Annotated in this window: 18 protein-coding genes; 6 read left to right on the forward strand and 12 right to left on the reverse strand. The window is 33.9% G+C overall.

Annotated elements, in window-relative coordinates:
• Positions 1–20: 20 nt before the first annotated feature.
• The 4 genes from AXG55_RS07900 to rlmN all read right to left on the reverse strand — a co-directional run bounded on the left by AXG55_RS07900 (position 21) and on the right by rlmN (position 4,399).
• Entirely contained in the window at positions 21–1,229 is a 1,209-nt protein-coding gene (locus AXG55_RS07900; protein ID WP_148697581.1) for a hypothetical protein, read from the reverse strand.
• A gap of 160 nt (positions 1,230–1,389) precedes the next feature.
• Positions 1,390–2,124, reverse strand: a complete 735-nt coding sequence (locus AXG55_RS07905) for a Bax inhibitor-1/YccA family protein (RefSeq protein ID WP_148697582.1) — start codon at positions 2,122–2,124, stop codon at positions 1,390–1,392.
• Positions 2,125–2,222: 98 nt separating this feature from the next.
• Complete coding sequence (locus AXG55_RS07910; protein WP_148697583.1) at positions 2,223–3,326, reverse strand: tRNA dihydrouridine synthase; 1,104 nt, start codon at positions 3,324–3,326, stop codon at positions 2,223–2,225.
• Complete coding sequence (rlmN, locus tag AXG55_RS07915) at positions 3,326–4,399, reverse strand: dual-specificity RNA methyltransferase RlmN (protein ID WP_148697584.1); 1,074 nt, start codon at positions 4,397–4,399, stop codon at positions 3,326–3,328. The genes AXG55_RS07910 and rlmN overlap by 1 nt, the downstream gene beginning before the upstream one ends.
• A gap of 141 nt (positions 4,400–4,540) precedes the next feature.
• On the opposite strand from rlmN, the gene AXG55_RS07920 reads away from it, so the two are divergent.
• Positions 4,541–6,769 carry a DUF4301 family protein gene (locus AXG55_RS07920; RefSeq protein WP_148697585.1) on the forward strand — a complete coding sequence of 743 codons (2,229 nt, stop codon included), beginning with the start codon at positions 4,541–4,543 and terminating at the stop codon, positions 6,767–6,769.
• Complete coding sequence (locus AXG55_RS07925; protein WP_148697586.1) at positions 6,723–7,244, forward strand: hypothetical protein; 522 nt, start codon at positions 6,723–6,725, stop codon at positions 7,242–7,244. The genes AXG55_RS07920 and AXG55_RS07925 overlap by 47 nt, the downstream gene beginning before the upstream one ends.
• Here the strand turns inward: AXG55_RS07925 and AXG55_RS07930 are convergent.
• The 6 genes from AXG55_RS07930 to AXG55_RS07955 are packed head-to-tail and all read right to left on the reverse strand — an operon-like array spanning position 7,215 to position 13,231.
• Positions 7,215–8,186, reverse strand: coding sequence for a DMT family transporter (locus tag AXG55_RS07930; protein WP_148697587.1), 972 nt, complete (start codon positions 8,184–8,186; stop codon positions 7,215–7,217). The genes AXG55_RS07925 and AXG55_RS07930 overlap by 30 nt on opposite strands.
• Positions 8,187–8,217: 31 nt before the next feature.
• The gene (locus AXG55_RS07935) at positions 8,218–9,549 is read right to left on the reverse strand and encodes a glutamate-cysteine ligase family protein (protein WP_148697588.1); all 1,332 of its coding nucleotides are present in this window, start codon (positions 9,547–9,549) and stop codon (positions 8,218–8,220) included.
• Positions 9,550–9,588: 39 nt separating this feature from the next.
• Entirely contained in the window at positions 9,589–10,011 is a 423-nt protein-coding gene (locus tag AXG55_RS07940) for an ExbD/TolR family protein (protein WP_148697589.1), read from the reverse strand.
• Between the two features lie 2 nt (positions 10,012–10,013).
• Positions 10,014–10,664 (reverse strand): MotA/TolQ/ExbB proton channel family protein, encoded by a 651-nt coding sequence (locus AXG55_RS07945; protein WP_148697590.1) that lies wholly within the window; start codon positions 10,662–10,664, stop codon positions 10,014–10,016.
• A 26-nt stretch (positions 10,665–10,690) separates the two neighbouring features.
• Entirely contained in the window at positions 10,691–11,944 is a 1,254-nt protein-coding gene (locus tag AXG55_RS07950) for an aldo/keto reductase (protein WP_148697591.1), read from the reverse strand.
• Positions 11,945–11,965: 21 nt separating this feature from the next.
• Positions 11,966–13,231 (reverse strand): ABC transporter permease, encoded by a 1,266-nt coding sequence (locus AXG55_RS07955; protein ID WP_148697592.1) that lies wholly within the window; start codon positions 13,229–13,231, stop codon positions 11,966–11,968.
• Positions 13,232–13,494: 263 nt separating this feature from the next.
• Here AXG55_RS07955 and AXG55_RS07960 point away from each other — a divergent pair, with 263 nt between their 5' ends.
• From AXG55_RS07960 to AXG55_RS07975, 4 genes are all read left to right on the forward strand, one after another.
• Complete coding sequence (locus AXG55_RS07960) at positions 13,495–16,098, forward strand: ATP-dependent Clp protease ATP-binding subunit (RefSeq protein ID WP_148697593.1); 2,604 nt, start codon at positions 13,495–13,497, stop codon at positions 16,096–16,098.
• Positions 16,099–16,536: 438 nt separating this feature from the next.
• Positions 16,537–19,068, forward strand: a complete 2,532-nt coding sequence (locus tag AXG55_RS07965; protein WP_148697594.1) for an alpha-ketoacid dehydrogenase subunit alpha/beta — start codon at positions 16,537–16,539, stop codon at positions 19,066–19,068.
• Positions 19,069–19,627: 559 nt separating this feature from the next.
• Entirely contained in the window at positions 19,628–20,428 is an 801-nt protein-coding gene (locus AXG55_RS07970) for a substrate-binding periplasmic protein (RefSeq protein WP_148697595.1), read from the forward strand.
• Positions 20,429–20,437: 9 nt separating this feature from the next.
• The gene (locus AXG55_RS07975) at positions 20,438–22,135 is read left to right on the forward strand and encodes a sensor histidine kinase (protein ID WP_148697596.1); all 1,698 of its coding nucleotides are present in this window, start codon (positions 20,438–20,440) and stop codon (positions 22,133–22,135) included.
• 77 nt (positions 22,136–22,212) lie between these two features.
• Here AXG55_RS07975 and AXG55_RS07980 read toward each other — a convergent pair whose 3' ends face one another.
• A complete protein-coding gene (locus tag AXG55_RS07980; RefSeq protein WP_148697597.1) occupies positions 22,213–23,256 on the reverse strand; it encodes an IS481 family transposase in 1,044 nt (347 codons plus the stop codon).
• Positions 23,257–23,371: 115 nt separating this feature from the next.
• Positions 23,372–25,462 carry a response regulator gene (locus AXG55_RS07985; RefSeq protein WP_148697598.1) on the reverse strand — a complete coding sequence of 697 codons (2,091 nt, stop codon included), beginning with the start codon at positions 25,460–25,462 and terminating at the stop codon, positions 23,372–23,374.
• Positions 25,463–25,476 lie beyond the last annotated feature (14 nt).

Here is a 25,476-nt window from a genome sequence, read left to right on the forward strand (position 1 = left end):
TTACAAAAAATATTTTCTTTTTAATAAGCCCAAATATTTCTTCCAAATAAATAGGTCACCCAAAAATTAAGTAATAAAATAGAAGTTATAATTAAAATTTTTAAAAATTTTGATGCAATTTTTGATTTCATTGATTTTAAAAAATTTGAAACAAAATCCCCTAAAACAAACCACAAAGGAAATAAAATCAAATGATACCGAAATGTATTCTCTAAAAATCCTTGCATGGGAATTAATGCAGAGCATACAAATATATATAACCCAAAATAAAAAGTGTAATTTATATTGTCATTCAAATTATTTTTATGATTTTTTTTATAAAAAACTAAATAAACAGCGACAGCTATTCCAATATAAAACAATATCGCCCTAAACGAACGCGTCCCATTAATAAGTTGCACGACATATCTAAAATTATAAATCCATGTATAAAAATAGTCTAAAATACCTTTAGCATGTTGCCAATTTTCTTGCACAGCCAAAAAAGTAAACGGATTATCTGTTTTTACATATTGAAATAAAGGCCAAATCATAAACATAAAACCGCTTATCAAACCTGAATAAATAAATTGAATTATTTTTTCTTTTATGTTTTTTCCTTTTTTATTTGCTGCCATCAAGGCAATGATAATGGATAAAACAACTCCCTGATTTTTAATTAAGGCGCACAAACCAGCTAAAAAAGCAGAAAGAAAATACTTTTCTCTAACAATTCCAAAAAACGCAAACCAAGATAATATTAAAAAAAGAGCTTCCGTATGGTTTGTATGAAAAACGAAACTAGCAGGAGAAAATATCAAAAAAAACCATCCTAAGTTCGTTTGTGGACGCATTTCGCTAGGTAAATTTTTTGATCTAAAAGCAACAATAACAAATGATAAAAACAATAAAATTGCGACTACAGCTCCTATAAGAGAATAGGGATTGGCAACTGATAAATTTAAAATTTTCTGAAATATTAATATAATTCCTGGCCACAATGGATAAAATGCATATAAATTTAACCAATTTTCATTTGGATTATTTAATAATATTTTTTCTTTATCATAAAAGGTTTTTGAAATAGAATTATAAATCCCTGCGTCCCAATTATTTAAAATTGTAAAAAACGCAGATTGATTAAAAGAAGCCGCAATTTGCCAAATGATGAAATGCGTAATCAAATAAACTGAAAGAAAAATTATGATATAATTTAATATTTTATTTGATTCCTGAAGTTTTTTAATCAAATTCAAGTCCCTTCATTTTATAAATAGAAATTTATTTTTATCTACATGAAGCCTAAAAAAAAAGACTAAAAATATAGAAAAAATTAAGAAAATCCAAGAAAGAAACAAAAAAAATAGTATTTATAAAAATACTATTTTTTTTGTAACGCGGTAAAGAAGATTAATCTCTATTTCCACCAAAAACTTTTAACAAGCTGATGAATAAGTTAATAAAGTTCAAGTACATAGTAAGAGCACCAAAAATCATGAATTTTCTAATGGCTTGGGTATCACCTGCATCATGAAGTGCAAGTTCATAAGCACCTTCACGAATACGTTGAGAATCATAAGCAGTTAAACCAGAAAATACCAAAATTCCTGCCCAACCTGTAAATGATCTTAAAATAGGGCTATGTATAAAAATATTAACAATATTTGCGCCTAGAATCATGAAAACACCCATAATTAAAAAGGTTCTCATAAATCCTAAATTCTTTTTAGTTACAGCACCAAAAACCGCCAGAGCAGCAAAGCCCATGGCCGCCATAGCAAAAAGTGCTATAAAATTACCAATTGGATAAATTAACATAAGAATAGCAAAGGTAAAACCCGTTAATACAGCATAAAATAAAAACATTCCCTTTAAAGCAGCCGCACTCATTTTTTCTGCTGCAAAGCTCATAACAAGAACAACACCTAATTGAGCTATGATGACGCCATAATAAAAATTACCTAAGGCTTGAATGATTTGAGTTTGCACCAAAACCAGACCCATAAGTGCGCTGATTAAAACGCCAAATGACATCCAGCCATAAACACCCGCTATTGTTTTGCTTGCGGATGCTTGTACATGTGCGTTTTTACTCGCATTTTCCATCCAATTGCCATTGCTATTTTGAAATCCATTGAAGTTCATTTTGGAATCCTTTTCTTCTGAAAGTAATTGCGCAATTATAAATACCTACGCACAATTTAGAAGTTAAACGAATCTTACAAAAAGACAAGGGGATGAGTTTAGGACTCCATTCCCTCATCACCAACCCCACGATCTAACGTTCGATCCATTTCAAATTTGGGATCATATTGAGAACTTAATTCACTGCCTGAGCTTGTATAACGAACATATTCCTTTGCCACATTTTTAGCATATTCTAATAATATTTCTCGCGCCTGTGCCAAATCCTCTACGCGATTTAACGTGTCACGAACACTTTTGCTGGAAGGAAAACCTTTTGTGTACCAAAGCAAATGTTTACGAGCTAAAATAGCAGACAATTTATTTTTACCGTAGTGCTCTTCTTGGTACGATAAGTGCCTCATAACCACATCGAGCCACTCTTCAAAAGTAGGATTAAAGGACTTTCCCTCAATTATTTCTTTAAATATCCAAGGATTACCCAAGGCTCCCCGACTGACCATGACCGCGTCGCATCCTGTTTCAAGTCGCATTTTTTCAGCATATTCATATGAAAAGACGTCACCATTTCCTACTTTGACAAGGCGAGAAGAATGATTTGTTCCCACTTCAATCCCTTTTTGAATGCCAAGCAAATCACATGGTGTTGAATAGCTTTCCGAACGGGTACGACCATGAATGGTAAACATATCCACTTGTGCAGCAAGAACTCTTTGGGTGGTTTCTTCCACATTTATATTTTCACGGGTATAACCCAGGCGAAATTTAGCAGATAAAGGCGCTTGAGTCGCAGCGCGCGATTGCATAACTGTATCTGAAATACGCTCCGGATCCTTTAAAAAAGCACTGCCACATCCGGCACCAACAACCTTACGTACGGGACACCCCATATTAATATCAATAGTGTCAAACCCTTGCTTGTCCAACACCGCAACAGCGTGAGCCACTTGAGCCGCCGTGGGCCCTGTGACTTGAACACCGAGAACGTTTTCACTCTTATGGCGCGCCATCATTTCAAAAGTACGTTTATTATTATAAGAAATAGCTACTGCAGAAAGCATTTCCACATAGGTCAATCCAGCTCCCAATTCCTGACAAATACGTCGAAAAGGAACATCGGATACACCCGCAAGAGGAGCTAAGAAAACGCGATTTTTAATAGTTAAATTTTTAACTTGAATAGGTTGATTAAAAAAACTCATTATTTTGATACCTTGTCTTGAATCAACTGACCACAGGCCGCTTGAATATCCCTTCCCTTGGACAGACGCACTGTTGCGACCATACCTGCTTGCTTCAATTCCTGTTGAAAAGCATAAACTCTTCCCAAGTCCGGTCTGCGGAAAGATGCCCCTTCATGCTCATTTAAAGGAATTAAATTAATTTTAGCGGGCACTTCTTTTAGCAATGTAACTAAAGCGTGGGCGTGTTCCTTGGTGTCATTAATACCACGAAGAAGTGTATATTGAACCATAAAAGATCGATTTGTTCTTTTTTTGGAATGATTTTTTATAACTTCAATGACTTCGGTTATGGGGTTCTTAACATTGACGGGCATGATTTTGCTCCGTTCCGCTTCAAAAGGAGAGTGCAAAGAAAGAGCAATAGCAACAGATGTCTTTTCCAAAATGGTATTGAGAGCCGGAAGCAATCCCACTGTGCTGATTGTCACCTTATTGGGAGAAAAATTAAGTCCTAAATTGTCACAAAATATATTCGTACTATTAATTACATTATCAATATTATCAAGAGGTTCTCCCATACCCATATAGACGATATTGGTTATATTTTTATAGCCAGAAACAGAGGCCGTTGGATTTTCACGACGCCATCTTTCAGCAAGAAGGACTTGCCCGATAATTTCTTCAGTTGTGAGACTCCGCATGAGTCCCATGCGTCCTGTCTGGCAAAAGCGACAGGCTTGAGCACATCCCACTTGAGTTGAGATGCATTGCGTTAAACGCCCCCGCTCAGGAATAAGAACACTTTCCACAAGACGCCCATCGCTTTTCAAGCGCATGGCAAATTTCACGGAACCGTCATGGGTACTTAATTGTAAATCTTCAATTTCAAGGGGAATGTCTAAATAATAGGCGTTAAAAAACCACTTTTTAACATCCTCACTGAGACCTTCAAAGTGAGAAGGTTCCAAGGCTTGATACTTGTAAATATTTCGATAGAGAAGATCGGCTCTAAATTGAGATTTTGGCGTTCCAAAATGGTTTGCAATGTCGTGGGTTAACACGGTTCTATTTTGCCCATAAAATGATTTCATTTCTTTAAATTCCCGTCTCCAATGCACCAAAGGGTGATCTTTTATCAAACAAAGTATAAGGATGGGGTCAAGGGATTTTTGCTCAGGCGCAAAGAGCTATGATACCTTGTTATCCTTGATTCATTTTAGAGGAGAAACTCAATGCACTTGGAAAGAGAGTCGCCAATGGACGAAAAACAATCCCCATTTCAAAATACGATTTCTCCTGAATTGCTGCGCGTGCATCAGCTCGATCCCCATCGAATTGCTATACACCATAAACGAATTATTCAAGCTATCCATAAACAAATCAACACAACAATTCCCGTTATGGGGGCTTGCACAACAAGCAATGGTGGTGTTTTATCCTGGAAATTGATTACAAGATTGCTTTCTTCAACGTACCATCCAGCTTTGCGCAAATTTCAAAAAAGCTCACTAAATTATTGGCGTGAAAACTTTTTAATTACCTGTATCCCAGCAGCAGGTGCTGCTTCCCGTTTTTTTAGTGATCTCCATAAATTTGCTTTAAATTTTGAAAGTCAAATTCCCGATTTAAAAAACGCCTTTGACAGTATTTTTGAAAAAAGTCGTATTCTTAACGTTTCTTTTGAAAAAAGAAAGTACATTCAAGAAATTCTTGTTAATTTAAGAATTTCTCCCGAGCTTTCTTCATTATACGATAATTTATGTGAACATGATTGTGAAAATATTAAGGAACAATGCACTTCTTTTTACAATTATTTAAATCAAACATTAAAAACAGGCAAGGCAACATATCATTTTTCTGAGTATAAAAAAAATAAAATAAAAAATAGCACATCCCATTCAAATTTCCTAAGAACTCCTTGGGATTATGGCAGTATAAACTTTAAAGTCAAAAATAAAAAATCAGCTAAAGAAACAAATTTTTCTAATAAAAACACTCACTGGATGGAAAGAATTTCTCCACAATATGTAAATAATAAAAAAGATCCTATTAATAGCAATGATCACCTTGTATTTATTGGAAATCATGAAGAAAATATCTTAAAAGCTTATACCGCATGTCGTGTCATATTATATAAATACGGATCGTTACCTAAAGCTCTCGTACCGACAACCCTCGAAGGCGATTCTTTTTTAATGTTAAAAATAGCAGAACAAATTAAATTGTTACCTTGTCATGGGAATGTTTTAGTTGTTCCTACCAATATGAAAAAAGAATTTGAAGAAAAAATTAACGACTTAAGCCCCATTCTTCAAGACAGTACCAATGATATTTTTTCATTAAGAAACACCCCTTTTGCACCAAAATGGCTAAAAAGTAACAACAATATCAATGGAAAATGGGTTTTCTTTGAACAAGGATGCGATCTTTCTACCATTCGCTTCAATATGGATGGATCTCCTTTTCAAGATGAAAAGGGAAATTATGCGCCCGTTTCGGCTGGTCACGGAGAACTCATTCATCTTTTCGATAAAATGGCGGATGAGTTTCCCAATGCAGAATGCTTACATATTCGAAATGTTGACAATGTCATAGGCACATCAAACGATCGCTCCGAAGAGCTCAATATCCCCGCAGAATCTTTTCGAATTATACGAGACTGTATTGAATATCTCAGATCAAAACTTGAAGATTTCTTATTCGATGAAAAAGCTAAAAAAAGTAACTCACGTTTACACGACGAAACCACATTTAAAATATTAAGCTATTTAGGAAATTTTATAGATCATAATTTGAGCGAAGAAGGCTTACAAATTTGCTTCGATTCAAACAATCGATTAATAGGAATTCCGTATCAAAGTTTTCATAAAATTATAGGTAATTTATTTCATTGGCAACAGCTTTCTCCATCACTTTCCGATTTAGAATGCTGGGAGCAAACACTATCTTGGCTAGAACTTCCCGTTTCGGTATTTGGCGTCGTACGCAAGGAAGTGGCTGATGTAGGAGGAGGACCTATTTTTGCTGAACTTCCCGATGGGACAAAAATCAAACTCTGTATTGAAATGCCTCATGCCAGTGAAGAAGATGCTATTGAATATTTTGGATCACGCGGCAAAGCCACTCATTTCAATCCTGTACTCGCCTTTTTTGAATTGCGCACCCATAAAAGATCCTTTGATAAGGAAGCCAGTGTGGGAAAAAAAGTAAATTATTCAAAACTTTTTGACGAACGCTTTTGGCTTCTGACAAAAAGAGAATACAAAGGCAAGCCGGTATGTTATCATGAAACCGTGCTTCATGAACTTATTGGAAATTCAGCAACAACAAATTTAATTTTCATTGAAGTTCCACGCACATTATTTCGACCACACAAGTCATATTTTGACTCTTTAGGAAATGACAGGCGCTCATATGGGTTTGATGAAACTCTGGCAACAACCGAAACAAGAAATTTCTAATATAGAAGTTCCACACAAAAGCAAAGGTGAATTGTTTTTTTCCTCTTTACAAAATCAACTTGAAAAAGATCTCCTCTTTATTCGCAGTCAAAAGGATTTGGGTAAAGAATTTTTTTTTAGTCAAGTAAAAATTTCTCATGGTTTAATTTCCCCTAAAGCAAATACAAAAGACAAAGACTTTAAAGATGGCAAAAGCTATCTTTTTATGCATATTCCGGGGGAGGCTGGTTTTTTAATTGAACCCAATATAAATTTTGAATTGTTTCATATGTATCGTGCTTCAAAAGTTCACCAGCATTTAGGTAACGGAAACCTAGATACCCCTCCTGCACCTTTTTTTATTTTAAAAAGCAAATCAATTAGTGAATTTAAGCTTATAGATGAAAATTATGTGCGCGTCGTAGAAAATGGAAAAACACTTTCAGTGGCACAGATGAGTGAAATGTTATTGCTTCTGGCGGACTCTATAAAGTAACACTTTAGAATCATCAGAGAATTTTGCTCCTATATAAATGGACATAAGAACAAATAGCATTCCTAAAATTGTGGTTATATGAATAGGCTCTTTTAAAAAAATGATTGAAAGAGTAGCAGCACTAATAGGGATCACACCCGTTAACAGAGCTGCTGTGTTGGCATCAATTTTAGCAATTCCTTTATTATAAAAAATGTAAAATAAAGCCCCACTAAAAAGTCCCACACAAAAACTAAATATCCACACAATATAGTCTAAACTAAAAATATTGATTTTATTTAAATAAAATAAAGCAAATGGTAAACAAAAAAGTGCATTTAAAAAATTAATAAGTAATCCAGAAATAATAGGACAAACTTTGACTTTAACCATTTTTGCAAAAATAGTAAACAAAGCTTCAGGTATCATTGCTAAAAATACAATTAAATTACCAACAAACATTAAAACAGAGTCGGGATTTAAATTATCATTCACAGATATTCTAGATAAATTCAACATAGAAACGCCAAGTACAACTAAAATAATACAAAAAATATGAACTCTTTTTAAAGGTTGCTTTAATATAAAAAAAGAAAAAATAGCAATTAAAGTGGGTATGGCACTACTTATAATACCAACCGAAGAGGCTGTCGTATTAAGCATACCTAGCATATAAATAAAATTAAAAAAAGCTCCTCCCGAAAGAGCCATCAAAATATAAATAATCCAATCTTTATTTGAAAACCTTTCCTGAGTTAAATAAAATTGAAGCTTTGGCTTCATAAAAAGAGAAATAAATAGCAATATGACAACACCAAATAAATAGCGCATTTCTAGCAAAATAAAAAGAGGAGCTTTATCTAATAAAAATTTATTAAGAATGATATTTACACCAACAAATGAGTTGGCAATCATCATTTCAACAACACCTAAATAATATCCTTTATTATTTTGCTTTAACACACAAAACCTTCTCTATTTATAACTTTATTCATTATAAGTATTTAATAAAGTCGAGAGAAGGAGAACTTGTTTTTTTGCGGGTGACAAAATCTAAAGCACTCGATGCTTCCCAATAACTTTGCTTTTGGTGAATAAAGTTTTTATAAGCCAAAACGGCATTCTTACCTTCATGTTCTTTATATTGATCTAAAATTTCCGCAGCAAAGTCAAGTAAGGGAGCATGTAAAAATGAAAATTCGTTTTCAACATGTTTTGTATTAAAAATTTCTTTCACATTAATATTATTTTTATTTAATAAACTCCAGACTTCTTGTCTTACTTTTTTACATTGTAACAACGCAAGAAAAAATGCAATGGGAGCTAAGGAATGTTCAAATGGTTGAGCATCAATATGTCTAATTTCTAAAAAGTCACGCAACCGCAAATGGGGGAATAAAGTACCAAGATGAGTTTCCCAATCGGAGATTTCTGGCCACGTTCCTTTATATCCATTCTGCAACCAACTTTCAAAAGTCAGCTCATTGAACAGAGGTTGATCTTGTATGGGTAAACCATCTACAAAAAAGACATTGGCTCTTTTAGCCCAAGTTGCATAGGTGCATTCTGTGTTTTCAGCAAAGGGTAAGCCAGAAGGAACCCCAGAACGGGTCGGATCCATTTTATTCCAAACTTCTTGTCTTTCCGAAAGAAAATTACTCTTTTTTCCTTTAAAGTAACAAGAGTTTGCGAATAATGAACTTGTTATTGGAATAAGAACGAGAGTTAAATTAACAGCATCTTGCCAGTTTTCATCACCAAATATATCTAAATTAGCTTGGATAGTTGCTGTATGCCTCATCATATCAATGCCGCGAATTTGTGGTGCTGACTCAAAGTAACGAGTCATTATTTGATAGCGTTCTTTAGGAAGGACTAAAGGATGATTTTCATGTGAAATGGGATTTGTACCATGCGATAAAAATACCAGCTCACCATCTGCCGCGTTTTCTAAAACTTTTAAACCTTTTACTGTATTTTCAATTAAATCAGACAAATGCTCAAAAGGTGCTGAGGAAAATTCAAGTTGTCCGCCTGGTTCGACACTAATATTTCCACCTTGTTTTAGAAAAATATCTGTAATTAAAGAAGAAGATTCATCATATTTAATTTTTAAAGGAGTTGATATTTCAGCAACACGTTTTAACAAAGACTGCACATCAATTTTGGAATCTGCGGTACCAATTGGCGCTAACGTTTTGGAATCATAAGCATGCATTTCCATTTCAAGTCCGATTTTTTCTACTCCTTCACGCGAACCTTTTATTTGTTGAGTCCAAATTCGAGAACATATATTTTGATTCATTTTTAATTTTTGATTCGGCATTGCATAAGCTCCATGCAAAAAGGAAACAGGAGCTTCATCTTATTTTTTTTGTTGGGCGGGATCAAGTTGTAGCGCAAAATCGGAGACTCCTTCCGATCTTAACGCATCCATAACAGTAACAACCGAATTATATGAAGAATTTTTATCTGCACTAACCATAGCAACAATTTTTAATTTTTTCTCTATTGCTGCATGCGCCGCTGCCTTTAACTGATCAATATTAATTATTTTACCATCCAACATAAAATCACCATTTTTATCAATTGAGATATTAAATGTTTTTTGATTTTCTAGTTGTTCTGCAGTAGCAGCCTTAGGAAGCTCTAATTTCATTCCTTTATTTACAATAAAATGGGCTGTAACCATAAAAATGACTAATAGTACGAGAACGACATCAACAAAAGGGGTGATATTAATATCGACTATGAGATCGTCATCACCGCTCATTTTCCCACCAGCCATAGTTATTCCTTTCCTTTATGTCTTTGATTTGATCCTAAATGTGTCATAATAATTCGTGATGTGGCATCACTATTTGCCATTTTCTTTTTAATCGCACGATTAAAAAAATTGTAAGCAACGACAGCAGGTATGGCAACTAAAATACCAAGAGCAGTAGCAACAAGTGCCTCAGAAATGGAAGCCATGATGACTTCTGGCCCCGGATTTGCCGATGTCGAAAGTGCATGAAAAGCTTCAATAATACCTATAATTGTTCCAAATAATCCGACAAAAGGAGTATTGCTGCCTAAAGTTCCTAAAACTACAGTGCCTTTTTCTAATTTTGTTTTTGCCGCAATCATAGTGGCGTTCATGGATTCTTCTGCAGCACGTAGATTATCACGACTGCGCTCCAAACCAACTGCAGCAACGTTAGCCTCCAGCATATTTTGCCCGGAGCACCATGCTGAAGTTTGTTCAACAGGCTCATCAGAATTTAAGCGCGCACTCAAATTTTTGATAAATTCAGCAAAATCGCCCCGCATTTTTTGAAAAAAGATTATGCGATCAATAATGATAGCAACATTGACAATGCTACACAAAATGAGCAAATACATAACCCATTGAGCGCCCGTAGCCAGTGCAAACTTTAAAAACTCTTGCGTAAGGCTCATATTAACTCTCCGTGATGTTTCAATAATTAGGTGCTAAATTCAAGGTTTTCGTAAATTCTGTACAAATGCTCTCGCGCACGATGCAAGGCGGGACGAACCAACGCCTGTTCCACATCTTCAACATAGACTTCTTTTCGGATGCCACACAAAACACTTGTGACGCCGGGATACCATGCAAGAGTGGAAACGACAAACTGGGATAGAGTTGCATCGTCATACCCAGGTACATCAGCCAATTGATCTCGAGCTAAGGACTCGAGATCTGTAGCTAACTTTGTCCAATTTGCCAAACCTAAACGCATTCCTTCGTCTAATTTTTCCACTTCTTCTTTTTTAACTTGAGGACGTGACAAGCGAATAAGTCCATCATTAAACATCGCATTAAAAGGACGATTCAGCATCACTCCAATGTCATTCTTTTGAGCGTAGGACAGCGTCGATTCCCCTGTTCCATCAATATCATAAAATGCGGGTGACACTTCGAGCCAATTCATAGGAAACTGAGCTACTTTAAAATGATGATTTTCAGAAATTGATTTTGCAATTTCATGCACAGTTCTAATAGAAATAGAAGCATATTCATCATCGGGAGCGCCTAAATTATTTGAACTGACTCCATAAGCTTTAATTTTTCCTTCCAAAACCAAAGACTCCAGTGCCATAAAACTTTCTTTTAATCGAGAATAAAATAATTTTTTTGCATTAAGAACATCCATTCCTTCAAGCTCAAATTTTTTAAGCATATACTCTGGATTATGAAGCAAATAAACATCGATGGTTTCGAGTCCTAAACGGCTGAGAGAACGATTTATTTGATCGAAAATAAAATCGGGATGAATGCAGTGCCAAATTTCCTCACCAAATTTACTCACTTCGAAAAATCCGTTACCTTGTAATTCTTTTGATTTTGCTAATTCTATATTTGATGCCTGAATATAGCCAACTTTAGAAACAACAACAATATTTTCGCGACGAATGACGCCTTCTTGAATTAATTTTGTCAATGTTTTTCCAATTAACATTTCAGATTGGCCATAGCCATAATTTGAACTTGTATCAATTAAATTAATTCCCTTTTTTAAAGCTGATTCCAGAGCTTGCGCACACTCAGGATAACCCAAATGTTTTGACATTCCTACGCGATAAGATCCGAATCCCACAGGAGAGACATGAGGGCCTTCTTTGTACAAAAGACGGCGGCGTGATTCAAAAACCCGCCCCAAAGAATAGTTCGAAGGCTTGGTTGCTTGAAATGTGGCAAATCCATTATGAAATGTCATTCATTTTTCCTTTTCTATTTTCTAATTTCCTTGGGTTAATCCATGCATAGGGGAGACTCTTGAAGCTTTCCAAGCAGGATACAAGGCACCAATAAACGATAAAAAGATTGAGGTAATAAATGCAATTACGATTAATTGCAAATCAATCTGTACCGGTATTTTATCGAGATAATAAAATTCTTGAAAATCTCCAAGAGGAATTCTTGAAAATATTTTTAAAATAATTAAACCGGAGAGCACTCCGAGTAAAGAACCCAGTATTCCCAAAATAATTCCCGAATAAACAAAAGTACTAATGACTAAAGATTTTTTTGCTCCCACAGCCCGTAGCAGTGAAATTTGCTTTGAGCGATCAATTACAGTTAAACTTAAAGTCACAATAATATTAAATCCAGCAACAAAAGAAATAATTAAAACAATTAATTTGATTGTCATTCCATCTCTTTCAATTTTTTCGAATAACCCGGGATCAATTTGCTGCCAAGCAACAACATTATAAGGAATTTCTTGATTTAATTTTTTGGAAACCAAAAGAGCATCCTCGGGATTTTTCAATTGAACTTCAATACCACTAGACCAACTTTCGATTCCAAATAACTTAACACCATCCTGAAAATTCATAAATACTTGCTTTTTATCATATTCAGACAGACCTGTATTTGCGACACCACTGACATAAAGTTTATTATAACGCACACCTAGGGCGTTTTTCTCATTACCAAATGTCATTAATGTAACAGTGCTTCCCACTTTAGCATCCAAATTTTCAGCAAGTTCTTTACCTAAAATAACATGAGGAAGCTTTTCTGGATTTCCTGAAAAATCAATTGTATTTCTATTTTTATCTATTAATTGACTCGACTCATTTAAAGAATTTAAAGCATCATGAGGTAAAATATATCGATTTAAATTATGAGCAAATGAAGAGCTTGTACCTTCAATGGCTCGAAGATAAACTGCTGATGTCTGCTTTCCAAGTCCCATTACAGATTCTTGTAATATAAATCGACTCATTTTTTCAATAGGAACAGGAATTAATGTCTCTAGTTTTTTTTCAAATTGTGTTGGATTGCTAATTCCAGAAGGAGAATAAATAATTAGATTTGGATTAACAGACGAAATCACATTTTTAATTTCAGCTTGAAAACTATTTAATACCGTAATAACAACTAAAAAAGCAGCCACTCCAAAAGAAATACCAACAATGGAAACAAGCGATGTAAAACTTAATAATTTTGAATTTTTTTTACAGATGAAATTTAGTGCAAGCCTTGATAAAAGATTCACTCCTTTTTGACCTCATTCTAAAATAAGTTAGGATAAATTTACAAAAATCATAAATAAACGTCGAAGCTCCCGCCTCAAATCTTTGTTTATCATACAATCACATTTCTTGAAGTCCCCAAGTTCAAAAAGATTCTCATTAATTCCAATTACCAACCCTTGACAAAAATGAGAAAAGACAAATCATTGTATTGAAAAGGAGTGCATCCTGCTCATTACCAAAAGGTAACAGTGAAAACTCCACACTAAATAAGGAGATTTTATTTATGGCACTTAATTTAACAAATCGATCCCAAAATGCTGTAAATGAAGCCCATACGATAGCGAAAAAAAATGGCAATCCTGAGCTTATGCCTTCCCACATTCTTTACGCCCTTTTCAAGGACGAAGAAGAAATCATTCGGATGGCTTCCCAACAATTAGGTTTGAAAACATCAAATATTACGAGTGAATTAAAAAAAATAAACGATCTTTTACCAAGAGTTTCAGGAGGAAGCGAACCTTCAAGTAGCCCTTTTCTCGCTTCTTACCTAGAATCTGTGGAAAAACTTCGCAAAGAATTTCAAGACGAATTCATCTCTGTGGAACATTTTTTAATTGCAGCTCCTATCTGCAAACAACAGTCTGTTTCAAATCTTTTCCAAAAATTTAACCTGGATACAGACACACTTCAAAAAACAATTCTGAGCATACGAGGCAATAATAAAGTGACCGACCAAACCCCAGAAAACAAACTTGGCGTGCTCGACAAATATGCACGTGATCTCACCAAACTTGCCGAAGAAAACAAACTCGACCCCGTCATTGGTCGCGACACCGAAGTACGCCGTGTAATTCAAATTCTTTCGCGCCGCACCAAAAATAACCCTATTTTAATCGGTGAGCCCGGAGTTGGTAAAACAGCCATTGCAGAAGGACTGGCGCAACGCATCATCCGTGGGGACGTTCCTGAAACTCTTAAAAATCGTCGCTTACTTAGCCTCGACATTTCAGCCATGGTAGCTGGTGCTAAATTTCGCGGCGAATTTGAAGAGCGCTTAAAAGCTGTGTTAAAGGCAGTTCAAGACGCCTCCGGTAATATTATTTTGTTCATCGACGAAATCCACACCATGGTAAAAGCAGGTGGTGGTGAAGGCTCTATGGATGCCGGCAACATGCTCAAACCCGCACTTGCTCGAGGCGAGTTGCGATGTATTGGGGCAACAACTCTGGATGAATATCGCATTATTGAAAAAGACACCGCATTGGAACGCCGTTTTCAGCCCGTGATGGTCAATCCCCCCAGCGTTGAAGATACCGTTACTATTTTGCGCGGCTTAAAAGAGCGCTATGAAATTCACCACGGAATTCGTATTAAAGACAATGCTTTATTAGCAGCCGCAACGCTTTCTGACAGATATATTCCTGATAGATTTTTACCCGATAAAGCTATCGACCTTATCGATGAAGCTTCTAGTCGTTTAAAAATACAATTAGACAGCGTGCCAGAAAAAATCGACACCATTGATCGTAAAATATCTCAATACAAAATTGAACTCGTCGCTTTATCTAAAGAAACAGATTATCAAGCATTGGGTCGCAAAGCAGATATTGAAAATCAACTTAAAGAAATGGAAGCAGAATCAAAAAAACTTCGTGAAAAATGGCAAATGGCTAAAGGTAGTGTGAATGAAATTAACACATTGAAAAAAGAAATCGAACAAGCCCGCGTAAAAATGGAAGAGTTTGAAAGACGCGCTGATTACGCCAGAGCAAGTGAAATTAAATTTGGAGAGATGCCAAAACTCCAACAACGTCTTCGTGATCTCACGCAAAATTCAAGCGGTGAGGGAGAAAATAAAAACGATGAAAAATCTGTTTACTTAAAAGAAGAAGTCGATGCCGAAGATATTGCGACCGTTGTATCTACTTGGACAGGCATTCCTGTTAATAAATTATTTTCCGCAGAGCGCCAAAGATTACTCAAACTTGAAGATGAATTGCGAGACAGTGTCGTCGGTCAAGATCACGCTCTCCGCGCCGTAGCAAATGCTATCCGTCTTACCCGCAGTGGCCTTAAAGATCCCAATAAACCCATGGGCTCTTTCCTCTTTTTAGGCCCAACGGGAGTAGGAAAAACAGAAACAGCAAAAGCTCTCGCAAAAAGCTTATTTGATAGCGATAAAGCCATGATTCGCATAGACATGTCAGAATATATGGAACAACACTCCGTATCCCGCCTCATCGGTGCCCCTCCCGGCTATGTGGGATTTGAAGAGGGAGGTCAATTGACCGAAGCTGTGCGCAGAAAACCTTACAGCGTCATTTTGTTTGATGAAATTGAAAAAGCGCATCCTAAGGTTTTAAATGTCCTGTTACAAATGCTTGACGATGGACGCTTAACCGATGGCCAAGGCCGCACAATTAGTTTTCAAAATTGTATCGTGATCATGACATCAAACATCGGTGCTCATCGTATTTTAGAAGCCCCTGCCGATCAACGTAATAGTGAACAACTCAAACGTGCTGTCATGGAAGAACTTTTAACTCACATGCGTCCCGAGCTGTTAAACCGCATTGATGAAACCGTTATATTTAATGCGCTACATGAAGATGTCATTGAAAAAATAGTTAAAATTCAAATTGCAAAACTCAGTCAAAGACTTTTTGCACAACAGCATATGCAGCTTGAAGTGGCACCAGAATTGGTAACACACATTGCAAAAGAAGGTTGGGATATCAACTTTGGTGCCCGCCCCCTAAAACGAGCTCTTCAAGAGTTTGTTGAAGTTCCTTTATCCATGGATCTTTTAGATAATAAATTTGCGGAAGGTGACACCATTATCGCTTCACAAAATGCAAATCATACCGTTACTTTTAACAAAAAATAATTTCTTGCAATTCAAATGAGTAAAGTTCTTATGCAAATTATAAGAGCTTTACTCATATTATCTAAATCATCTGCAAAATAACAATAATTTCTTATCAATCATTTCTTTTAAATTTGAGCATCTAATTTTAAATTTAAATATAATAATAAAATTGGGAATCAAAAAAGCTCATTTTACGCAACACTTGAATTAACGGTATTTAATAATAAAAAATCTCGAAAATAAATATTATTTTAAAGAAAAATATGAATATATAATATTTACAAAATGAGATATTAAATATTATTAATTTAACCCGTTACATACTTTCAAAAATTATTCCACTATGCTAGATTTTTCATATTCTCTCATATATGTGTATGTCAAAGCAAATCCTATAGTTTATAGGATCATGCGCCAAATGATTATTGCTACTCGAGTTTAAAGGAGTGAGTTTCAATGGAAACACGCCGCGTTTTGAAGTCTCCTAATGAAAAGTATTCATTTTCAGTTGAAGAAATCATTGCTGATTATCGGATGGCTATCCGCAGCCGATATGCAAGCTTATCTGGCAGAAAAGAAGTTCTTACAGGAAAAGCTAGTTTTGGAATTTTTGGTGATGGAATCGAACTTCCACAAATTGCTGCCGCAAAAGCATTCCAAAATGGAGATTTTAGAACCGGTTATTATCGTGATCAAACCTTTGAAATGAGCCTCGGTAACGTCAACGTAACACAATTTTTTTCGCAGCTTTATGCTGATCCCGATACTGGAAATGATCCTCATTCAGGCGGCAGGCAAATGAATTCCCACTTTGCCACAAGACTACTTGATGAAAAGGGTTTATTTAAAAATCAATTGGAAACAAAAAATTCAATATCGGACATTTCCCCAACGGCAGGACAAATGAGCCGCATGTTAGGGCTCGCCTATGCTTCAAAACTTTATCGCAATGAAAAATCACTAAATAAAGACACTAACACCTTTTCAAAAAATGGGGACGAAATTGTTTTTGGAAGCATTGGCGATGCTTCCACTTCGGAAGGAATCTTTTTTGAAACTATGAATGCGGCTGGCGTGTTGCAAGTTCCGTTACTTATGTCGGTCTGGGATAATGGATACGGTATTTCTGTGCCACGTTCCTTACAAACCGTGAACGATTCTATTTCAAAAGCGTTATCCGGCTTTCAATCAAATAAACCTGGAAAAGGTATTGATATTTACAAAGTAGAAGGATGGAATTATTTAAAATTATGCGAAGTTTATTTAGAAGCGGCAGAAAAAGTTCGTAAAGAACACAAACCTGCTTTAATTCACGTCATCGATATTACACAACCGCAAGGACATTCGACAAGCGGAAGTCATGAACGCTACAAGACAAAAGAACGCTTAGATTGGGAAAAAGAATATTGTTGTATTAAAAAATTTCGTGAGTGGATTATTGAAAATAAAATATCTACAAGAGAAAATCTTAATACTTTAGAAGATGAAGAAAAAGAATATGTCGAAAAATCACGCCTAAAAGCATGGGAACTTTTAATGTCTCCCTTAAAAAAAGAACGTGATGAAGCTTTAAATATATTAAACAAAGTGATTAAAAACACCAAGAAGCCAGATCAAGTTCAAGCGGCTATTGCAGGGCTTGAAAACACTGTTACTTTAAACAGAAGAGTTCTTCATGCCAGTTTATTTAAAACAATTGTTTCTTTATCTGATGAAAATACCCCTGAAAAGCTATCGCTTCTCCATTTTTATTCTGAATTTTCAAAAAAATATGTAAAAACATATGAAAATAAACTCTACAGCGAATCCCTTCAATCACCTTTAAACATTCCCGAAGTTAAACCGACTTATTCCGAATCTGCAGAAATTGTCGATGGTAGAGTTGTTCTCCAGCGCTGTTTCGATCAGCATTTTGAAAAGAATTCTAAACTTTTTGTTATCGGTGAAGATGTTGGGAAACTTGGTGATGTAAATCTTGTATTCGAAGGACTCAATGCCAAATATGGTGATTTGCGTGTCACCGATACGGGAATCCGCGAATCCACTATTTTAGGACAAGGCATTGGAGCTGCCATACGAGGGCTTCGTCCTTTAGTCGATATTCAATACCTAGACTATTTTTTATATTGCCTGCAAACAGCTTCCGATGATTTAGCGACGTTACATTATCGTACTGCAGGAGGACAAAAAGCGCCTGTTATTATCCGTACAAAAGGTCATAGATTAGAAGGAATTTGGCATACAGGTTCTCCTATTTCTATGCTTCTAGGAGCTCTTCGTGGTGTTTACTTATGTGTACCGCGTAATATGACTCAAGCTGCAGGAATGTACAATACGCTGTTGCAATCCGATAATCCTGCTCTTGTTATTGAAGTGCTCAATGCCTATCGCTTAAAAGAAAAAGTTCCCGATAATATATCAACATTTACCGTTTCTTTAGGCCAACCCGAAGTATTAAAAACAGGAAATCATATTACTATTGTTACTTATGGAGCCTGCTGTAAAGTTGCTTTAGATGCTGCTGTGGATTTAGAAAAATGCGGCATTTCAATTGAAGTGATTGACGTACAAACCTTACTTCCTTTCGATCTTTCCGGAGCTATTACAGAGTCCATCAAAAAAACAAACGCCGTTTTATTTTTTGATGAAGATGTTCCAGGCGGTGCCAGCGCTTATATGATGCAACAAACTCTAGAAAAAAATAATGCCTTTTCGTATTTAGACTGCATGCCACGTACTTTAACGGCAAAAGAAAATCGATGCGCCTACGGTAGAGATGGGGATTACTATTGCAAGCCCCAAGTGGAACACGTTTTTGAAGTTTGTTACCGTATTATGCAAGAACGCGAACCCCAAAAATTCCCCAATTTATTTCCCAACATGAAAAAAGTTCAGGGAGCTATATCGGTAAGTGATTTAACTGAAATTTCATATTCTCATAATGAAACGCATGCACATGAAGAAAATGTGTTTTTGAAGAACGAATAGGTATTATAATTTTCGATTGAATTTTTAATTTTTCAATTCGAAAAAATAATTTGGCTATTATTTAGACATTATTATTTATATATTTATTCATCTCAAGTAGCTACAGATTATGGAGTTTTAATTTCTAATAATCCTTCCTTGTGATTCTTTTTAGCCCCTTGAAGTGCACAAAATGCAATTTCCTTTGTTTTAACAAATGGACTAGTATATTTATTATTTGTATTAAATGACAGTCCCCAAAGATTATCATAAGGTTTAATCGCAAAATGCCTAATAACATTTTTCCCAGACTTAATATCAAAATTCAATCGATCGTCAAAATCAAAATTATTTGCTTTCCCTAAATAACTAAATATAATAGTTAAAAAAATTTACTCAAATTATTAAAAAAATTGGCTAATTTAAGTAAATTTAAGCAGGTAACTAAAAATTTATTATTTATCAAAATAAAACCTCACAGACTTTAGTCAAAAAACACAAAAATACATTTCAATATTAACTTTTTAAATTCATTGCCGATAGCATAGCGATATTTTCTCTTTTCCAGAAAGGACTGAACATGTCGCTAAAATTATTGATTATTAAAAATTGTGCTGTAATCACCACCCTGCTTGTCGTTTTTTCAAAGTTTTCTTTTGCCGAAGATCTCTCTCTTGTTAAAACAGGAACGTTCACAATAGCACACGACGATTCATTTGCTCCCTTTGGATTTGCAGAAAAAAACAGTCAAGGAAAATATAATAATTCCGTTGGATTTGAAATTGATTTATTAAAAAAAGTTGCTGAAAAAATCGGACTTAAAGCTGAGTTCCAACCAAATGCCTGGGCAAAAGTACTTGTATCTGTAAAGGTGGGAACAGCAGATGCCATTGCGACCATAGGTATAAACGATGAAAGAAAAAAGAGTTATGATTATTCTGAGCCCTATGCAAAATATGCCGCTATACTATTTATTCCAAAAGATAAAGGCTTATCAAAATTGAGTGAATTAAATGGAAAAAAGTTGGGTATCCAAAAAAATCATTTTTCTGTACCCTGGATTCGCGCTCAATTTCCAAAAATTGAGCAGGTCACATTTGAAAATGCAAAGGACTGTTTTTTAGCAACTCTCTCTGGAAAAGTAGAGGGAGCGGTTGCCGATAAATTGGTAGGACTTTATACTATAAACCAAAATTCTGAATTAAAAGGTAAATTAAAATTTGTTGGAGATGAGTTTGCAAGCACTCCTGTTGCCTTAGCATTTGCAAAAGGACAAAAAGTCCAACTTCGTAAAAAATTTAATGAAGCTCTAAATACTTTTCAAAAATCAAATGATTCTGAACAAATATTTAATAAATGGTTTGGCACTAGTGATAAATAAAATTTAAAAATGAATAAACCAAATTCATCACCAAATACACTCACAAAATTAATATACTTAATTATTCTTATATTTTGCATTTCAATATGTTTATTGAGTTTTTTCATTTATAATTCTTCTTCAAAAATTGTGACTATTCGTGCTGAAAAAGAAACATTAAATTTATCCCATCAGGTTGCAGAGCAATTAAATGATTCAATAATACGAGATATAAATATTTTAAAAAGCATATCACAAATGCTACAAACCGCTACAAATATCAATGATGCTATCGTAGAACAATTGAAAGTTCTAAATCAATTTGAACATATTTTTATAGTAAATGATAATGGAAAAATTGCTAATATTGGACCATATAACTTTAATAAAATTGGACTAAATATAAAAAATACAACATATATTAAATATGTTATGAAAGAGAAAAAACCATTTGTCTCAACTCCTCAGGTAGGATTTTGGGGATATAAAGCCATTGTTATTGCAATCCCTATTTTTCTTGATGTAGGTTCAAGTAAATGGGAGTTTTCTGGCGTGATTTGTGGTACCTTAAAACTTGAAAATATGTTTAAACCCCTCAACGAATTTAAAGCGGAAAAATATGGTTTCGCTTTAATTATGGATACACAAGGAAATATTCTTAATAATTTAGATAAAAAATACTCTTACGCTCATAAATTTAGCGAATTAGACAAAAATAGTAATAATATTAAAAAAACTGAAAATTTTATTCTAAACAATACAAATGGTATAAGCAATTTTTATATGAATAAAGTTGAATATATTGTTGGATTCAAAAAAATGGGAATTCAAAATTGGAGTGTTTTAGTTTCACTCCCAGTAAATGAAGTATTAGTGGACGTATTTGAATTAAGAATGAATACTTTTATTTTAACAACTATCTTTCTAATTTTATCAATAATATTTACAGTCATCATTCAAAATAGAGCATATAAACTTCATTTAGTAGTTAGCGAAGCACTCATATCTCTAAGCAACTTACAGTCAAAATTAATTAGCTCATCTAAAATGTCTGCTCTTGGTGAAATGGCAGGTGGAGTTGCTCATGAAATAAATACTCCACTAGGAGTTATTACATTACGAGCTTCTCAAATTAAAAGAGTTCTTTCAAAAGAACCAATTAATCTTGAAACTATAAAAAATTATATAGATATTATTGAAAATGTGGCACAACAAATTGCAAAAATAGTATTAGGATTAAGATCATTTTCACGTTCAGGGGATCAAGATAAATTTGTTTTGACCCCCTTAAGATCAATTTTTGATAATACATTTATTCTTTGCTCAGAAAGATTAAAACAAAGAGAAGTAACACTTATTGATGAATTAAAAGATAATAATATTTCTTTAATGTGCCGTTCCGTTCAAATTTCTCAAGTCATTTTAAATTTAATTAATAATGCATGTGATGCTTTATTAAATCAAAATGAAAAATGGATTAAAATTTCAGTTATTGAAACAAATTCCATAATTAAAATAAGCGTTATGAACAGTGGTACAAAAATAGCGAAAGATGTTCAAGAGAAATTAATGCAACCTTTTTTTACAACAAAAGACATTGGCGAAGGAACAGGACTAGGATTAAGTATATCTAAAGGTATAATTGAATCTCATGGAGGATTATTATATTTAGATCCCTCATCTGATCACACAGAATTTATTATGGAACTTCCAAAAAAATCAGTTTAGATAATTAAATTGTAGTAGATGGTATTTTATCTGACAATCTCCCTGTTTAAAAAGACTCCCAAAAATGAAATTGTCTGTCAGTTAAAATTCAATCCAATATCTTTTTCCTTCCATTTTGGTATTCCGTCAAGGAAAGTTTGCATTGGCGTTCTTCCACAACACATTTTACCTTGGTGCGTACGATTTAAATTATATTCTTCTAACCAATTATCAAGATCTATTTGCAATTCCTCCATGCTATTATAAATCTTTTTTCTAAAAGCTATTTGATAAAATTCATTTAAAATTGTTTTATGGAAACGTTCGCATATTCCATTTGTTTGGGGATGCCTTGCTTTTGTTTTTGTATGATCAATGTCATTGATGGCAAGGAATAATTCATAATCATGCGTTTCTTTATTGCCGCAATATTCAGTACCTCTATCTGTTAACATTCTTAATACAGGCACATTATAACTATCAAATAAAGGTAATACCCTATCATTTAAAACATCAGCAGCTGTAATAGGAGTTTTAGTATTATAAAGTTTTGCTACAGCCACTTTGGAATAGGTATCAACAACTGTTTGCTGGTAAATCCTACCTACACCTTTTAAGGTGCCAACATAAAATGTATCTTGGGATACAAGGTAACCTGGATGTGCTGTTTCAATTTCTCCACAAGCTTCATCATCAAATTTTTTTCGCTCTAAAGCCACAATCTGGGCTTCGGTAAACACAATTCCTGCTTCTGCTGATTTAGCTTCTAATGCTTTTAATCTCTTTTGAAACACTTCTAATCCGTGTCGTTGCCAAATTCCACGTACACCAGCTGAAGATATAAAAATTCCATTCTTACGAAGTTCATTGCTGGCTCTAAGTTGGCCATAAGCAGGAAAATCAAATGCCATTTGCACGACACTTATTTCAGTAGCATCATCAATTCTATTCTTTAAATTGGGTTTGCGTCTTGATTTATCATGAAGTGCAATTTCTCCACCTTCATCTACGAGATCACGATATCTATAAAAAGTATCTCTTGAATAACCGAGCATCTTGCATGCTTGTGATACATTCTTTAGCTCTTGAGCTAAATTTAATAGACCAAGTTTATTTCGTATAACTTTTGTGTTACTCTGCATATAAGTTACCCTTAATGATTTGCTCTTTGAGCTATTTGTTTTGAAACTTGAAATTCTTCAAAACAGGGTAACCTATTTTTTTACGATTGTCAGATGGAATCCAAACTAATACAAATTAATTATTTTCAACTCTATTATATATTTTATAGCAACAGCGAGATCCTTTTTTTATTTCAGATTTTCTTTCAATTTCATTAAGTATATTTTCATAAATAGTCATTCCAGCAGTTTCATCATTTTCATTACTTACATTACTGGTATTTTTATTTTCAACACCCTCCTTATTTTCAAATAAATTTTCCAAATTTTCAAGTTGTCCTTTATTTAGTAAAGCATATTTGATTTTTGTTCTAATGCTTTTTACTTTTTTGTATACTCTTGCATTAGGATTTAATTTTAAGGAATCTAATATTTCTAAAGATTTTTGCAAATCTTTATTTCGAACATAAGCAAGCGCTAAATTATATGTGATTAATTCTTTATATTCATTTAAATCATCAGACAAACTATTTAATGCATTTTTATATAAGTCAATTCCTTCTTCAAATTTTCCTGCAAGAATTTTTGAAACAGCATCATTATTTATAAGCCCTATAACACCTGTCAATGAATTTAAATTTTTCAAAATATTTGATGCTTTTTCAGTATCTGAGTTTTTAATTGCAATGCGATAATCCATTTCAATAACTTCGGTACTTGTTGAGTCAATTTTTTTTGCTGATTCAAGTAATATACCAGCTTCAGCAACATTTCCTGACTCCTGCTTTAAATCAACAAGAGTAAGAATTCTATCCATATTTGTAGGAGAGAGTTCGTGTGCTTTTTCAAAACATTTCATTGCAGATTTAAAATCTTTTAATTTTAAAAAACATTTTCCAAGTAATGAAAAAAGGAGAACTGACCCACCAACAGACTTTAAAACGTTTAATGCAAGTTTACTAGCTGCTCCATAATTCTCTGTTTCATACTCATATTCTGCCTGCATTTGAAATTTTGAATACTTTGAAATTTGAGAACGACTTAAATATTCATCCAACAATTTTTTTGCTTCATCAACCTTTTTTGAAGATAACAAAAGACGGATTTTTCTTTCAAGCGATCTTTGCTCAAGAGGCTTGCGGTCGCGTTGAGTGACTCCAATAAGCTCTTTTGATAGTTTTTCCCCATCAAAAGGTTTCTCTATAATTGTATCTACTCCTACCTCCTGTAGCAGGGGATGTTCTGTCACTTTAACAAGAGAACTTATTATTACGATAAAGCATTGATTAAATCCTAATTTCCGAATTCTTTGAACTAAAGCAACACCACTAATTTTTGGAATTTTCCACTCCATTATAATTAAATCTGGTTCTTTATTTTTAGTTAAGTATTCAAGAGCAGAATCACCATCTGTTATTTTCTGACAATCAATAACGCCTAGTCTTTTTAATGTTTCACTGACATAGTATTGAACATCTGAGTCAGGATCAATAATCATACAATTTTGAATTCCCAAAATATTTTTATTTTCTTCTTTTGATACTTCATTTAAATGTTTCAAATACTTTTCATAAATAATATTGCATTGACTTTCAGATTCTGGATCAATAAATTTAGCTTGTGCAATAGTTTTTGTTGCAGATGAAAAGTCTTTATTTAAGCACTCAGCCTCCGCCAAATTAATCAAACAACGAGGCGATCCTGGAAAAAAATCTAAAATGGATTTTTCAAATTGCAATAGATCCTTATACATTTTATTTTGTTTTAATATATTTCTTATAAAATTACTTGAGACAAGAGTATAATTACCTTTTAAAATATTCACACTTTCTAAAAGATCTTGCAATTGTTTTTCAAAATCTTCCATAGAAATTGGTTTCAAAAAATTTGAAAATAATCCTTGTTCAAATAAAGACAACAATAAATTTATATTATCATTTTCCTTATTAATAATACTAATAGTTAATAATTGATTTTTTGAAGATCTATACAAATTATTTAAAAAATCAATTAAATTAGTATTAACTAAATGCTCTAAGCTTAGAATACACCAGTCCACGTGAGATTCTCGAATATAATTAATGAGCTCATTTAAGTCTGAAAAGGGCGAGACTAACTTATAATCTATGTTTATAAATGCACTCATATACATTTGCTGAATGGGTGAAATAGTTTCTAATATTACTATAACACACTTCTCTTTATCTAAAAGTGAAATGTTCGTCATGCTACTGTCTCCGG

Origin of the sequence: Silvanigrella aquatica (assembly GCF_001907975.1) — a bacterium.
Taxonomy (GTDB): Bacteria; Bdellovibrionota_B; Oligoflexia; order Silvanigrellales; family Silvanigrellaceae; genus Silvanigrella; species Silvanigrella aquatica.

Coding starts and splice junctions, on each gene's coding strand:
- rlmN (WP_148697584.1), bottom strand. CDS start 4,399: ATGAAATCATTTTATGGGCAAAATAGAACCGTGTTAACCCACGACATT.
- AXG55_RS07970 (WP_148697595.1), top strand. CDS start 19,628: ATGTCGCTAAAATTATTGATTATTAAAAATTGTGCTGTAATCACCACC.
- AXG55_RS07935 (WP_148697588.1), bottom strand. CDS start 9,549: ATGCCGAATCAAAAATTAAAAATGAATCAAAATATATGTTCTCGAATT.
- AXG55_RS07910 (WP_148697583.1), bottom strand. CDS start 3,326: ATGAGTTTTTTTAATCAACCTATTCAAGTTAAAAATTTAACTATTAAA.
- AXG55_RS07965 (WP_148697594.1), top strand. CDS start 16,537: ATGGAAACACGCCGCGTTTTGAAGTCTCCTAATGAAAAGTATTCATTT.
- AXG55_RS07940 (WP_148697589.1), bottom strand. CDS start 10,011: ATGGCTGGTGGGAAAATGAGCGGTGATGACGATCTCATAGTCGATATT.
- AXG55_RS07975 (WP_148697596.1), top strand. CDS start 20,438: ATGAATAAACCAAATTCATCACCAAATACACTCACAAAATTAATATAC.
- AXG55_RS07985 (WP_148697598.1), bottom strand. CDS start 25,462: ATGACGAACATTTCACTTTTAGATAAAGAGAAGTGTGTTATAGTAATA.
- AXG55_RS07905 (WP_148697582.1), bottom strand. CDS start 2,124: ATGAACTTCAATGGATTTCAAAATAGCAATGGCAATTGGATGGAAAAT.
- AXG55_RS07945 (WP_148697590.1), bottom strand. CDS start 10,664: ATGAGCCTTACGCAAGAGTTTTTAAAGTTTGCACTGGCTACGGGCGCT.
- AXG55_RS07925 (WP_148697586.1), top strand. CDS start 6,723: ATGGGTTTGATGAAACTCTGGCAACAACCGAAACAAGAAATTTCTAAT.
- AXG55_RS07950 (WP_148697591.1), bottom strand. CDS start 11,944: ATGACATTTCATAATGGATTTGCCACATTTCAAGCAACCAAGCCTTCG.
- AXG55_RS07920 (WP_148697585.1), top strand. CDS start 4,541: ATGCACTTGGAAAGAGAGTCGCCAATGGACGAAAAACAATCCCCATTT.
- AXG55_RS07960 (WP_148697593.1), top strand. CDS start 13,495: ATGGCACTTAATTTAACAAATCGATCCCAAAATGCTGTAAATGAAGCC.
- AXG55_RS07980 (WP_148697597.1), bottom strand. CDS start 23,256: ATGCAGAGTAACACAAAAGTTATACGAAATAAACTTGGTCTATTAAAT.